The organism is Pseudomonas sp. MWU16-30317 (assembly GCF_020515695.1).
Classification (GTDB): domain Bacteria; phylum Pseudomonadota; class Gammaproteobacteria; order Pseudomonadales; family Pseudomonadaceae; genus Aquipseudomonas.
The window spans coordinates 570395-584023 of record NZ_JAIWJA010000002.1; the positions used below are offsets into that span (position 1 = coordinate 570395).

Consider the following 13629-nt stretch of genomic DNA (forward strand, 5'->3'; position numbering starts at 1 on the left):
TGTCGCTCGGTCTACACAAGAAACGTTCTTCACGGCGGTTGTATCGCTAGCGCGCAGCCCCTTGTCATTCTTCTGTATCAATAGGGTGCAAAGACTTTCTATGAGTTCTGCTCTGTCCATCCGGCAGCTTACCAAGACCTACGGCAACGGTTTTCAGGCCCTCAGCGGCATTGACCTCGATGTAGCCGAAGGCGACTTTTTCGCACTCCTCGGCCCGAACGGCGCCGGCAAATCGACCACCATCGGCATCCTCTCGACCCTGGTCAACAAGACCAGCGGCAGCGTCAGTATCTTTGGCCATGATCTGGATAAACAGCCGGCGGCGCTCAAGCGCTCCATCGGCGTGGTGCCGCAGGAGTTCAACTTCAACCAGTTCGAGAAGACCTTCGATATCGTCGTGACCCAAGCCGGTTATTACGGTATCCCCGCGAAGATCGCCAAGGAGCGCGCGGAGCAGTATCTCAACCAGTTGGGGCTGTGGGACAAGCGCGATGTGCCGTCGCGGTCGTTGTCGGGGGGCATGAAACGCCGTTTGATGATCGCTCGGGCACTGATACACGAACCGCGGTTGTTGATCCTCGACGAGCCCACGGCGGGTGTCGACATCGAGCTGCGCCGGTCGATGTGGACTTTTCTGACCGAGCTCAACCAGAAAGGTATCACCATCATCCTCACCACTCATTACCTCGAAGAAGCCGAACAGCTGTGCCGCAACATCGGCATCATCGATCACGGCACCATCGTCGAGAACACCAGCATGCGCAATCTGCTGGGCAAGCTGCATGTCGAGACCTTTTTGCTCGATCTGCGCCAGGATGTTGCGGTCGCCCCGCAGTTGCACGGTTATCCGTGCAAGTTGCTGGACCCGCACACGCTGGAGGTGCAGGTCGACAAGAGCGTTGGTATCACCGAGCTGTTCGCCCAGCTGGCCGTGCAGAACATCGAAGTCGCGAGCTTGCGAAACAAAACCAATCGCCTGGAAGAGTTGTTTGTCTCCCTGGTAGAAAAAAATCTGGCGAAGGTAGCGATATGAGTTCGGAATTCTCGGCCAACGTGGTCGCGCTCAATACCATTGTTTACCGTGAGGTTCGGCGTTTCATGCGGATCTGGCCGCAGACGCTGCTCCCCCCGGCGATCACCATGGTGTTGTACTTCGTCATCTTCGGTAACCTGATCGGTCGTCAGATCGGCGACATGAACGGCTTCACTTACATGGAGTACATCGTGCCGGGGCTGATCATGATGTCGGTGATCACCAACTCCTATGGCAACGTGGTCTCGAGTTTTTTCGGCAGCAAATTCCAGCGCTCCATCGAGGAATTGATGGTGTCGCCGGTATCGCCACACACGATCTTGATTGGGTACGCCCTGGGCGGGATGCTGCGCGGTCTGATCGTGGGCATCATCGTGACCCTGCTGTCGCTGTTCTTCACCCACCTGCAGGTGCATCACCTGGGGGTAACGCTAGTGGTGGTGGTCATGACGGCGACGATCTTTTCGTTGCTCGGCTTCGTCAACGCCGTTTACGCGCGCAATTTCGATGATATCTCCATCATTCCAACCTTCGTGCTGACGCCGCTGACCTATCTGGGCGGGGTGTTCTACTCCATCACCTTGCTGCCGCCGATCTGGCAGACGATCTCCCTGGCAAATCCAGTGTTGCACATGGTCAACGCGTTTCGCTACGGGATCCTCGGGGTCTCGGATATCAAGATCAGCAGTGCGTTGACCTTTATGCTGGTGGCCATGGTGGTGCTGTATTTTGGTTGTGTACGCCTGTTGGTGAGCGGGCGCGGTATGCGGACCTGATCCCTGCGCCCCCTCCCAGGCGAGGGGGCTTTGCCTGCTAGTCCCGCCTCTGACGTCGCTGCCACTGTCGCCCCACCCACCACCTCCAATACCCCAGCGTCAACCCATATCCCAGCGCGCCCATCACCAGAGCGGTCAGTACCGAGCCCAGCAGGAACGGCTGCCACATGCTGCTGAATTGACCGCTGATCCACTCCGCGGTCAAGGTGTCCGGCAGGTGTCGTGGCGGCGTATCCAGCAACCACGCTCCCAGTTTATAGGTGCAGTAGAACACTGGCGCCATGGTCAGCGGATTGGTGATCCATACCAGCCCGGCGGCGATCGGCAGGTGTGCACGCACCATGATCGCCATGCTCGCGGACAACAGCATCTGCATGGGAATGGGTATGAACGCCGCAAACAGGCCGACGGCCATGGCTCGGGATACGGAGCGACGGTTGAGCTGCCAGAGATTCTGGTCGTGCAGCAGGCGCCCCAGAAAGCGTAACGATGGGTGCTCTCGGATGCTGGCGGGATCGGGCATGTAACGTTTCAGCAACTGGCGGGGCATGGCAGCAGCCTGGAGAGTGACAAGACGCGCAGTATGCCCCACATCGGCGCTCAGTTCGGTTCAGACTTTGTGACAAATCTTGAAGCGCCAATGACAGGCTATTGGCTTAGGCTGCCCGTAGTTTTCAAACCGGCTACTCGAGGTTCAAACGTATGCGCCCAAGGATGGTCGCAATGGCGGCGGGACTGCTGGCGATTCGCTGGCTGCCGGTCCTGCCGTCGATCTGGATGGTCGCGGTCATAGCACTGGTGGGCCTTGCGCTCGTCTATAGGCGCGGGCATTGGCTGGGCTTCACCTTGTTGGGCTTCGCCTGGGCCTGCACCTCGGCGCAATGGGCGCTGGATGACCGGTTGTCGCCAGCCCTCGATGGTCGCACGCTATGGGTCGAGGGCCGGGTGACCGGATTGCCCAGCAGCCAGAACGGCACGGTGCGCTTCCAGCTCGAGCAGCTGCAGTCGCGGCGCGATGTACTGCCCGCCCGGTTGCGCGTCAGTTGGTACAACGGCCCGCCGGTGATGAGTGGCGAGCGTTGGCGACTGGCGATCAAGCTCAAGCGTCCGCGCGGGTTGATCAACCCGGGAGGCAACGACTTCGAAGCCTGGTTGCTGGCGCGGCGTATCGGCGCACTGGGCAGCGTCAAGGATGGCGAGCGTCTGGCACCGGCCACCGGCGCTTGGCGCGATACGGTACGTCAGCGTCTGTTGGCGGCGGACGCACAAGGGCGGGAGGGCAGCCTGACTGCCTTGGTGCTGGGTGACGATTCGGCGGTGCCGCGCAGCGATTGGCAGATCCTGCAGGACACCGGCACCGTGCACTTGATGGTGATTTCCGGCCAGCACGTTGGCTTGCTGGCAGGGCTGGTGTATGGACTGATCAGTTTAATGGCGCGGCTCGGGCTATGGCCGCAACGCCTGCCGTGGCTGCCTTGCGCCTGCCTCCTGGCTTTCATGGCGGCATTGAGCTACGGCCTGCTGGCGGGTTTCCAGGTCCCGGTGCGGCGGGCGTGCATCATGATCGGCATGGTGCTGTTGTGGCGCTGGCGCTTTCGGCATCTGGGCCTGGGGTTGCCGTTATTGGTGGCGGTCAATGGCGTGTTGCTGGTCGAGCCATTGGCCAGCCTGCAGTCAGGCTTCTGGCTGTCGTTCACGGCGGTCACGATATTGATGCTGGTGTTTTCCGGGCGGCTGGGGGGCTGGCCCTGGTGGCAGACCTGGACCCGCGCGCAGTGGCTGATAGCAGTTGGTTTGTTGCCGGCGTTGGTGATTCTCGGGCTGCCGGTCAGCCTCAGCGGGCCGCTGGCCAACTTGCTGGCTGTGCCGTGGATCAGCCTGCTGGTGCTGCCGCTGGCCTTGCTGGGCACTGTGCTGTTGCCGGCCCCGGCGCTGGCCCAACCGGTGCTGTGGCTGGCCGGTGGCCTGCTCGAGGGCCTGTTCCAGTGGCTGGCCTGGATGGCGCAGTGGCTGCCTGCCTGGCAGCCGCTGCTGGTCTCGGGTTGGCATTGGGCACTGGTGTGCTTCGGCGCGCTGATGGTGTTGTTGCCCAGCGGGGTGCCGTTGCGGCCCATGGGCGTGCCTTTGCTGCTGCTGGCGCTATGGCCACCGCCGGAGCGAATCGCCCATGGTCGCGCGCAGGTCTGGCAACTGGATGTTGGCCAGGGGCTCGCCGTGCTGGTGCGCACTCGCGGGCACACCTTGTTGTACGACACCGGGCCGCGGCTGGGAGAGATGGACGCCGGCGAGCGCGTGGTCCTGCCGACCTTGCGCAAGCTGGGCGTCGAGCGGCTCGACAAGCTGCTCATCAGCCATGCCCATCTCGACCACTCCGGTGGCGCCGCCAGCCTGCGCCGAAGCTTGCCGGTGGGCGAGGTGATTGCCGGCGAGGCGGACAAGACACCGGGTGCTCAGGCCTGCACCTCGGGTCGGCAATGGCAATGGGATGGGGTCAGCTTCAGCCTGTGGCGCTGGCCGGGGGCCCGGGAGAGCAACCCGTCTTCCTGCGTACTGCTGGTAGAGGCCAACGGCGAGCGGCTATTGCTCAGCGGCGATATCGATGCCGCGGCCGAACGCGAGCTGGTGCGCACACGCCCGCAATTGCAGGCGCACTGGCTGCAGGCACCCCATCACGGCAGCCGCACTTCATCTTCCATGGCATTCCTGCAGGCTTTGCAATTGCGCGGCGTACTGATCCCTCGCGGCTACGACAATTCCTTCGGGCATCCCCATCGCGAAGTCATGGCGCGTTACGCCGCACTGGGCCTCGAAGTCCATGACACCGCCTTGCACGGAGCCATCCACCTGCCGTTGGGGAGCTTCGCGGGCGCCCGTGGCTGGCGCGAGAATCGTCGATTCTGGCGCTCGCCCAGCGGCTCGACCGATGACTGAAGCAGCGATGGCGATGTGCCGGTCTTCGACCCCACGACCCCCTATGATAGAGTGGCGGACTTTTTCGAAGGGGTGGTTACTGTGTGGGAATTGGTCAAGTCCGGTGGCTGGATGATGCTGCCGATCATTTTGAGCTCGATCGTCGCCCTGGCTATCACCGCCGAACGCCTCTGGACCTTGCGCGCCAGCCGCGTGGCTCCGGTCCATCTGGTCGGCCAGGTATGGCGCTGGATGAAAGACAAGCAACTGAACAAGGACAAGCTCAAGGAGCTGCGCGAAGATTCGCCCCTGGGTGAAATTCTCGCCGCTGGCCTGGCCAATTCTCGCCATGGCCGCGAGATCATGAAGGAAAGCATCGAGGAGGCCGCCTCGCGGGTCATTCACGAGCTCGAGCGTTACATCAGCACCCTCGGGACCATCGCGGCCATTGCGCCATTGCTCGGCCTGTTGGGGACGGTGCTGGGCATGATCGACATCTTCAGTTCGTTCATGGGCACCAACATGGCGACCAATCCGGCGGTCATGGCTGGCGGGATTTCCAAGGCGCTGGTCACCACCGCCTCGGGCTTGATCGTGGCCATTCCGGCGCTGTTCTTCCACCGCCTGCTGCAACGGCGCATCGACGACCTGGTGGTCGGTATGGAGCAAGAGGCGATCAAGCTGGTCGAGGTGGTGCAGGGCGAGCGCAATGAGGATGACGCGTGAAATTCCGCCGCCGCTCCCGCGAGAACATCGAGCTTAACCTGATCTCACTGATCGACGTGGTGTTCGTGCTGCTGCTGTTTTTTGTGGTGACGACGACCTTCACGCGCGAGACCCAGTTGCGGGTCGATCTGCCTGAAGCCGTCACCGGCGCACCGGCGGACAACGCCAGCAAGCGTCTGGACATCGCGATCAGCGCCGACGGTATCTATTCGCTGAACAACCAGCTGCTGCCCAAGAGCGACCTGAGCACGCTGATGAATGCGTTGCAAAAAGAGTCCGGTGGCGACACCGCGCTGCCGCTGTCCATCAGTGCCGATGGCAAGACCCCACATCAGGCCGTCATCACCGCCATGGATGCTGCGGGCAAGCTGGGTTTCAGTCACCTGAGCATGACCACTGTCGAGGCGCAGAGCGCGCCCTGATGGCTTTTTCTGATCGCTTGTTGCGCGCTTGGTACGAGGGCCATCCCGGCCTGGCGCTGCTGCGGCCACTGGAATGCCTCTATCGGCGCATCACCGGTCGCAAGCGCGAGCGCTTTCTCAGCGGCCAGAGCCCATCCTACAAGGCGCCGGTGCCGGTCCTGGTGGTGGGCAATATCACCGTCGGTGGCACCGGCAAGACACCACTGATCCTATGGATGATCGAGTACTGCCGCCAGCGCGGCCTGCGTGTCGGCGTGGTGAGCCGCGGTTATGGCGCCCAGCCGCCGCAGTTGCCTTGGCGGGTGCGCGCCGATCACAGCGCCGACCAGAGTGGTGATGAACCGCTGCTGATCGTGCAGCGCAGCGGCGTACCGCTGGTGATCGACCCGGATCGCAGCGCAGCGGTTCAAGCCTTGCTGGACGCCGAGCCGCTGGATCTGATTCTCAGCGATGACGGCCTGCAACATTACCGTCTCGCCCGCGACCTCGAACTGGTCCTGATCGATAACGCCCGCGGCCTCGGTAATGGTCGCTGCCTGCCGGCCGGCCCGCTGCGCGAACCCCGCGAGCGCCTGGACAGCGTCGATGCCGTGCTCTACAACGGCGCGGCCGCCGATCGGGATGGCGGCTATGCCTTCACCCTCAGGCCCACGGCATTGGTTCATGTCGCCAACGGGCAACGCCAGCCCCTCAGCCATTTTGCACCGGGCCAGGCACTGCACGCCGTGGCGGGCATCGGCAATCCGCAACGTTTCTTCAATACCCTGGAAGCGCTACACTGGCGCCCATTGGCACACGCCTTCGCCGACCACGCGGTGTTCAGCGAGCAGGCCCTGACGTTCGAGCCCGCGCTGCCACTGGTCATGACGGAAAAGGACGCGGTCAAGTGTCGTGCCTTCGCCGGCCATGATTGGTGGTACCTGGCGGTCGACGCGGTGCCATCGCCGGCCTTCGTCGACTGGTTCGACCAGCAACTGTCGCGCCTCTGTGCTCCCCTTACACCGCCCTGATTTCGGGCTGCGGCCCACCTGCAAGGATCTTCCATGGACACCAAACTTCTCGATATCCTGGCGTGCCCCATCACCAAGGGCCCGCTGAAACTCAGCGCCGACAAGACCGAGTTGATCAGCAAAGGCGCAGGCCTGGCCTACCCGATTCGCGACGGCATCGCCGTGATGCTGGAGACCGAAGCCCGTACCCTGACCGACGACGAGCGCCTGGACAAATGACGACTGCCTTCACCGTCGTCATTCCGGCCCGTTTCGCTTCAAGCCGTCTGCCGGGCAAGCCGTTGCAGGACATCGCCGGCAAGCCCATGGTCCAATGGGTCTGGGAGCAGGCGCGCAAGAGCAGTGCCGAACGCGTGGTCATTGCCACTGATGATGTGCGGATCTTCGAGGTTTGCGAGGGCTTCGGCGCCGAAGTGCTGATGACCCGGATCGACCACAACTCGGGCACCGATCGGCTCGCTGAAGTGGCCTTGGCCCTGGGTCTGGCCGCCGATGCCATCGTGGTCAATGTGCAAGGCGACGAGCCGTTGATTCCGCCAGCGGTGATCGACCAGGTCGCACTCAATCTGGCAACGCATCCTGAAGCCGGAATCTCCACGCTAGCCGAGCCCATCGAGCATATCGACAGCCTGTTCAACCCCAACGTGGTCAAGGTGGCTGCCGATATGAACGGCCTGGCGCTGACCTTCAGCCGCGCGCCCTTGCCCTGGGCTCGCGACGCCTTGGCGCGCAGCCGCGACGAGCTGCCGGTGGATGTGCCATACCGCCGCCACATCGGCATTTACGCCTATCGCGCTGGGTTCCTGCAGGACTTCGTGACCTGGGGGCCGTGCTGGCTGGAAAACACCGAAAACCTGGAGCAGCTGCGCGCGCTCTGGCACGGCATCCGCATTCACGTCGCCGATGCCCTCGAAGCGCCGCCCACCGGCGTCGATACCCCTGAAGACCTGGAGCGCGTGCGGCGCTTGCTGGAGGCGTGATGCGGGTTCTGTTCGTGTGCCTGGGCAACATCTGCCGTTCACCGACGGCCGAGGGCGTGCTGCGTCACCAGTTGCAGGCGGCGGGCCTCGACCGTCGCGTCGAGGTCGCCTCCGCCGGCACCGGTGACTGGCATGTCGGCAAGCCGCCGGATCGCCGTGCACAGCAGGCTGGCGCAGCGCGTGGCTACGATCTGTCAGCCTTGCGTGGTCAGCAGGTGTGTGTCGACGACTTTCATGAGTACGACCTCATCCTGGCCATGGACGAGAGCAATTTGAGCGACCTCAAGCGCCTGCAACCGGCTGGGGCCAAGGCCGAGGTCGATCTGTTTTTGCGTCGCTATCAAGCGGCGGTCGATGAAGTCCCCGATCCTTACTACGGTGGCGATGACGGTTTCAGCGAGGTGCTGGATCTGATCGAGCATGGCTGCCGTGGGCTGGTCCGCGAACTGCAGGGGCGGTCATGAACCTGCAGCTTCTCAACAATCTTTCCCTCAAACCGTATAACAGCTTTGGCATCGACGTGAGTGCCGAGCAGTTCGTCGATGTGCACGACGATGCGCAAATCCGCGAGGCCTTGCACTACGCCGAGGCGCGGCAGATGCCGTTGTTGGTGATCGGTGGCGGCAGCAATCTGCTGCTGACCCGTGATCGCGAAGGCCTGGTGATGCGCATGGCCAGCCGCGGCGTGCGAATCGTCAGCGAAAAGGGCACTCAAGTGGTGGTCGAGGCGGAGGCGGGTGAGCCTTGGCATCCCTTCGTCGTACATTGCCTGGAGCTCGGGCTGGTCGGGCTCGAAAACCTCAGCCTCATCCCCGGCACTGTCGGGGCCGCGCCAATGCAGAATATCGGTGCCTATGGAGTCGAGATCAAGGATGTGTTCCATAGCCTCACGGCGCTGGACCGGCAGACTGGCGAGGTGCGTGACTTTCTCGGGCATGAATGCGCGTTCGGCTACCGTGACAGCTTGTTCAAGCAGCACCTGGGGCGTTGGCTGATCTTGCGGGTGCGCTTTGCCCTCAGCCGCGAGGCTGCGTTGCACCTGGACTACGGTCCAGTGCGTCAGCGTTTGCAGGAGCAAGGCATCAGCGAGCCGACCGCCATGGACGTCAGCCAGGCGATTTGCAGTATTCGCCTGGAAAAACTGCCGAATCCCGCCGAACTGGGCAATGCTGGCAGCTTCTTCAAGAATCCCGTGATTCCGACCGCCCAGGCGCAGGCATTGAAGGTTCGTTACCCCGGTCTGGTCGCTTATCCCCAAGGCGATGAGGTCAAGTTGGCCGCTGGTTGGCTGATCGAGCAGGCGGGCTGGAAAGGCTTTCGCGAGGGCGACGCCGGAGTGCACCGCTTGCAGGCATTGGTGCTGGTCAACTACGGCCACGCGACCGGGCGGCAGTTGCAGTCGCTGGCAGTGCGCATCCAGGCCGACATCGCCGAGCGCTTTGGTGTCGAGTTGGAGATGGAGCCTAATCTGTACTAGGCCCGTCGCTATGATAGGTGTGAACCATGAACAACCCCGTCGCTATCATCCTGGCTGCCGGGCAGGGCAGTCGCTTCCGCATCATGGCGGGGGATGATCAGGACAAGCTGCTGGCACCCTGCCGCGGCTTGATCGACATCGAGCGCCCCGTCCTGGAACACGTGCTCATCAACCTTGGTGATTGCATCGAGCGTCGCCTCGTCATCACCCGCCCGCACAGTCTCGACATCATCGCCTTAGCCCACGCCTATGACTGCGAAGTGCTGCTGCTGGATTCGACCGGGATGGGCGATAGCCTGGCGGCTGCGGTGGCCGCCAGCGCCGAGGCGTCCGGTTGGCTGGTGATATTGGGGGACATGCCGTTCATCGCGCCAGCGACTCTGGACGCGGTCACCAGGGCCATGACCGAAGACTGTGTCGCGGTGGCGACGGGGGAGTCCGGCTATGGGCATCCGGTTGGTTTTGGCCGCAAGTTTGGCCTGTCGTTGCAAACGCTACGCGGCGATCAAGGCGCCCGCCGGCTGTTCAGCGCTGAGTGTGTCACCGAAGTCCAAGTCACCGATCCTGGCATCTATCGAGACGTCGACATTCCCGCCAATCTGCTTTAATCGGCTCATTAAAAAACCCCCGCTACCTTCCGGTAGCGGGGGTTTTCATTGACCGCCTGAAATCAGCCGAACGGTTTAGGTTCGTGGCGTTCTTCCTCGGCGTGTTCCTTCGCAGCGTTGAGCGTCACTGCTTGCTCGGCTTCATTGGCAGCGGCTGCGGCCAGTTCAGCTTCGCGCTTGCGGCGACGTACTTCGCGCGGGTCGTTTGGGGCACGACCATTGCTGGGCAGTTCGACGGCTGGCGTCGGTGCGACAGCTTCAGGCTCGACCACTACGGGCTCGGCGGCCGGCGCGGCTGGCTCGATAGCTTCAGGCTCAGCGGCGTGGGCCACTGGTTCGGCTTCGACGAAAGCTGCCGGCGCGCTGAACGCAGGGGCTTCGACGACGGGCTCGCTGGCGTGCACTTCGACCGCTGGCGCTTCAACGACAGGCTCTTGAGCCTGCGGAGTGAAGCTGACTTCGGACACCGGCTCGACCACCACTGGCTCGGCCGCAGGGGCTTCGACAGTTTCGCTCACAGGGGCTGCAAACGACTCGCGGGCCGGAGCTTCTGCCGCCGGGGCTTCAACCACTGGCTCTGGCGAATGAACCGGGGCAGGTTCAAAGGCTGGAGCGGCTTCGAAGGCCGGAGCCGCATCGGCCAATGGCTCGGCCTCTACCGGTACCGGGGCGGCAGGGGTTTGAACCACTGGCGCTTGCTCGACCACAGGCTCGAAAGAAGCCTGAGGCTGGGCAGTCACGGATTCCGCTGCTGGCTGAACGTCGGCCACCGGGGCGAAGGCAAAGGATTCCTGCACTTCGGTGGTAGGCGTCACGACGATTTCCGGCGCAGCCAGCTCGGTGCTTTCCAGGGTCGAGGCGGTAGCACGTTCGGCCTGCTGATGCGCTTGCGCCTCGGCGTTTGCGCTGATGACGCCTTCGGCGATGACGACTGCAGCAGCGGTGCCGGCGGCAGCGATAGCAACGTTATTGCCTTCGCCTTCCTTACCTTCTGGCTCTTCCTGACCGTCTTCGGCGCCCTCGGAACCTTCGATGACATCACCATTGGCATCACGTTGACGCTCACGACGGTTGCTGCGACGACGCTGACCACGGGAGCGGCGGCGAGGACGTTCGCCATCGGTACCGTCCTGGTTTTCGTCCTGCAGCAACTCTTCGTTCGGCAGTGCTTCCTCGCCAGCGACCTCATCGGTCTGCTCTGGGCGGGGTTGGCGCTCTTCACGAGGCACGCGCGGTGCACGTTCTTCACGAGGGGCGCGTTCGTCACGCGGCGCACGCTCTTCGCGCGGTTCGCGCGGGGCACGCTCTTCACGTGGCTCGCGTGGTGCGCGTTCTTCACGAGGAGCACGCTCTTCACGAGGTGCGCGTTCTTCGCGCGGTGCACGCTCAGGACGTTCTTCACTCACGGCGGGCTCGGCATCCAGTGCCTCGCGCAGTACGCGAGCCGGACGCTCTTCGCGTGGACGACGTTCTTCACGCGGCGCACGAGACTGGCGGGGAGCGCGTTCTTCGCGAGGAGCGGCCGGAGCCTCTTCACGGGCGGCGCGATCTTCGCGAGGTGCGCGTTCTTCACGCGGGGCGCGATCTTCACGTGGCGCGCGGTCTTCGCGCGGTTTGCGCTCTTCGTCGCGACGGCCGTTGCGGCTACGGCTCTGCTGGCGACCGTTACGGCGCTCGTCATTGCGTGCAGGGCGTGGCGCAGGCTCGGCGGCAGGCTTTTCAGCCACGACCGGTGCCACTGGTTCTTCTTTGGTAGCGAACAGGCTGACCAACGACTTCACCAGGCCCTTGAACAGGCTCGGCTCGGCGATGACGGGAGCAGGGGCAGCGACGACTGGCGCGGCCTCTTCGACCGGTACCGGCGCATTGGCGCGGGCTGGCGCGGTCTTGACCGCAGCTTCCTGACGAACCAGGGTGCGGGTCGATGCCGGTGCAGCAGGGGCTTCTTCGACTTCAGCGGCAGCGATTTCGTAGCTGGACTGATTGTTCATCGCTTCCGGGCTGTCATCACGCAGGCGCTGCACTTCGAAGTGCGGCGTTTCGAGATGATCGTTCGGCAGGATGATGATGCGCGCGCGAGTACGCATTTCGATCTTGGTGATCGAGTTGCGTTTTTCGTTGAGCAGGAACGCAGCGACCGGGATCGGCACCTGGGCACGTACTTCGGCAGTACGGTCCTTGAGGGCTTCTTCTTCGATCAGGCGCAGGATCGCCAGCGACAGCGATTCGACGTCACGGATGATGCCGGTGCCGTTGCAGCGTGGGCAAACGATGCCACTGCTTTCACCCAGCGATGGGCGCAGGCGCTGGCGGGACATTTCCAGCAGGCCGAAGCGCGAGATGCGCCCGACCTGGACACGGGCACGGTCGGCCTCGAGGCTTTCGCGGACCTTTTCTTCGACGGCGCGCTGGTTCTTGGCCGGGGTCATGTCGATGAAGTCGATGACGATCAGGCCGCCGATGTCGCGCAGGCGCAACTGACGGGCGATTTCTTCGGCGGCTTCAAGGTTGGTCTGCAGGGCGGTTTCTTCGATGTCGCTGCCTTTGGTGGCGCGCGCCGAGTTGATGTCGATGGACACCAGGGCTTCGGTCGGATCGATGACGATGGAACCACCGGAAGGCAGTTCAACGACGCGCTGGAAAGCGGTCTCGATCTGGCTTTCGATCTGGAAACGGTTGAACAGCGGCACGCTGTCTTCGTACAGCTTGATCTTGCTGGCGTACTGCGGCATCACCTGGCGGATGAAGGTCAGGGCTTCGTCCTGGGCTTCGACGCTGTCGATCAGCACTTCGCCGATGTCCTGGCGCAGGTAATCGCGGATGGCGCGGATGATGACGTTGCTTTCCTGGTAGATCAGGAACGGCGCGGAGCGATCCAGCGAGGCTTCCTTGATCGCGGTCCAGAGTTGCAGCAGGTAATCGAGGTCCCACTGCATTTCTTCGCTGCTGCGGCCAAGGCCGGCAGTGCGCACGATCAGGCCCATGTCGGCAGGGGCGACCAGGCCGTTCAGCGCTTCACGCAGTTCGTTGCGTTCTTCGCCTTCGATACGGCGAGAGATACCGCCGGCACGGGGGTTGTTGGGCATCAGGACCAGGTAACGACCGGCCAGGCTGATGAAGGTGGTGAGGGCGGCACCCTTGTTGCCGCGCTCTTCTTTCTCGACCTGAACAATGACTTCCTGGCCTTCGCTCAGGACTTCCTTGATGTTCACACGGCCTTCGGGCGCCTTCTTGAAATACTCGCGGGAGATTTCCTTGAGGGGCAGGAAGCCGTGGCGCTCGGAGCCGAAGTCGACGAAAGCGGCTTCAAGGCTCGGCTCGATGCGAGTGATACGGCCTTTGTAGATGTTGGCCTTTTTCTGCTCGCGGGCGCCGGATTCGATATCCAGGTCGTAGAGGCGCTGGCCGTCTACGAGGGCAACACGCAACTCTTCGGGTTGAGTCGCGTTAATCAGCATTCTTTTCATGTAGTACCGTCGGTTTCCGGGCTGCCGGAAACGGCGTTCGGCACACACGACTTCTCACGGTCGGTGTCAGGTGCGTCAGGAGCGTTGGCCACTCCAGTGTCAGGCAGGCCTGGCCAGTACTGAACGTCCAGTGGGCCAGGGTGTGCGACGACGCGTCCTGCTTGCTGTGGTGTCAAAAGCACTCAGTCAGGAGGAGGAATCAACTTCTGGCCGTGGATAC

General features: G+C 63.1%; 13 protein-coding genes. 11 read left to right on the top strand and 2 right to left on the bottom strand.

Annotation, left to right across the window (positions count from 1 at the left end):
• The first annotated feature begins 100 nt into the window (after positions 1–100).
• Both LIX93_RS07420 and LIX93_RS07425 read left to right on the top strand, forming a co-directional pair.
• The gene (locus LIX93_RS07420; protein WP_226503358.1) at positions 101–1033 is read left to right on the top strand and encodes an ABC transporter ATP-binding protein; all 933 of its coding nucleotides are present in this window, start codon (positions 101–103) and stop codon (positions 1031–1033) included.
• The gene (locus tag LIX93_RS07425) at positions 1030–1809 is read left to right on the top strand and encodes an ABC transporter permease (RefSeq protein WP_226503359.1); all 780 of its coding nucleotides are present in this window, start codon (positions 1030–1032) and stop codon (positions 1807–1809) included. Before LIX93_RS07420 ends, LIX93_RS07425 begins: the two co-directional genes overlap by 4 nt.
• A gap of 37 nt (positions 1810–1846) precedes the next feature.
• Here the strand turns inward: LIX93_RS07425 and LIX93_RS07430 are convergent, their stop codons facing one another.
• Positions 1847–2359, bottom strand: a complete 513-nt coding sequence (locus tag LIX93_RS07430) for a DUF2062 domain-containing protein (protein WP_226503360.1) — start codon at positions 2357–2359, stop codon at positions 1847–1849.
• A gap of 152 nt (positions 2360–2511) precedes the next feature.
• Here LIX93_RS07430 and LIX93_RS07435 point away from each other — a divergent pair, with 152 nt between their 5' ends.
• Genes LIX93_RS07435 through LIX93_RS07475 form a run of 9 tightly spaced genes read left to right on the top strand, consistent with a single transcriptional unit; the run spans position 2512 to position 9942 of the window.
• Positions 2512–4740: a DNA internalization-related competence protein ComEC/Rec2 gene (locus LIX93_RS07435; protein ID WP_226503361.1), complete on the top strand. Its 2229-nt coding sequence runs from the start codon at positions 2512–2514 to the stop codon at positions 4738–4740.
• Positions 4741–4791: 51 nt separating this feature from the next.
• Positions 4792–5445 (top strand): MotA/TolQ/ExbB proton channel family protein, encoded by a 654-nt coding sequence (locus LIX93_RS07440; protein WP_226503362.1) that lies wholly within the window; start codon positions 4792–4794, stop codon positions 5443–5445.
• A complete protein-coding gene (locus LIX93_RS07445) occupies positions 5442–5867 on the top strand; it encodes a biopolymer transporter ExbD (RefSeq protein ID WP_226503363.1) in 426 nt (141 codons plus the stop codon). The genes LIX93_RS07440 and LIX93_RS07445 overlap by 4 nt, the downstream gene beginning before the upstream one ends.
• Positions 5867–6877, top strand: a complete 1011-nt coding sequence (lpxK, locus tag LIX93_RS07450) for a tetraacyldisaccharide 4'-kinase (RefSeq protein ID WP_226503364.1) — start codon at positions 5867–5869, stop codon at positions 6875–6877. The genes LIX93_RS07445 and lpxK overlap by 1 nt, the downstream gene beginning before the upstream one ends.
• Positions 6878–6910: 33 nt before the next feature.
• The gene (locus LIX93_RS07455; protein WP_226503365.1) at positions 6911–7096 is read left to right on the top strand and encodes a Trm112 family protein; all 186 of its coding nucleotides are present in this window, start codon (positions 6911–6913) and stop codon (positions 7094–7096) included.
• Positions 7093–7857, top strand: a complete 765-nt coding sequence (kdsB, locus tag LIX93_RS07460) for a 3-deoxy-manno-octulosonate cytidylyltransferase (RefSeq protein WP_226503366.1) — start codon at positions 7093–7095, stop codon at positions 7855–7857. The genes LIX93_RS07455 and kdsB overlap by 4 nt, the downstream gene beginning before the upstream one ends.
• The gene (locus LIX93_RS07465; protein WP_226503367.1) at positions 7857–8321 is read left to right on the top strand and encodes a low molecular weight protein-tyrosine-phosphatase; all 465 of its coding nucleotides are present in this window, start codon (positions 7857–7859) and stop codon (positions 8319–8321) included. Before kdsB ends, LIX93_RS07465 begins: the two co-directional genes overlap by 1 nt.
• Positions 8318–9334 (top strand): UDP-N-acetylmuramate dehydrogenase, encoded by a 1017-nt coding sequence (gene murB, locus LIX93_RS07470; protein WP_226503368.1) that lies wholly within the window; start codon positions 8318–8320, stop codon positions 9332–9334. The genes LIX93_RS07465 and murB overlap by 4 nt, the downstream gene beginning before the upstream one ends.
• A gap of 26 nt (positions 9335–9360) precedes the next feature.
• Positions 9361–9942 (top strand): NTP transferase domain-containing protein, encoded by a 582-nt coding sequence (locus tag LIX93_RS07475; protein ID WP_226503369.1) that lies wholly within the window; start codon positions 9361–9363, stop codon positions 9940–9942.
• Positions 9943–10004: 62 nt separating this feature from the next.
• On the opposite strand, the gene rne is transcribed toward LIX93_RS07475, so the two are convergent.
• Positions 10005–13409: a ribonuclease E gene (gene rne / locus LIX93_RS07480; protein ID WP_226503370.1), complete on the bottom strand. Its 3405-nt coding sequence runs from the start codon at positions 13407–13409 to the stop codon at positions 10005–10007.
• Between the last annotated feature and the right edge of the window lie 220 nt (positions 13410–13629).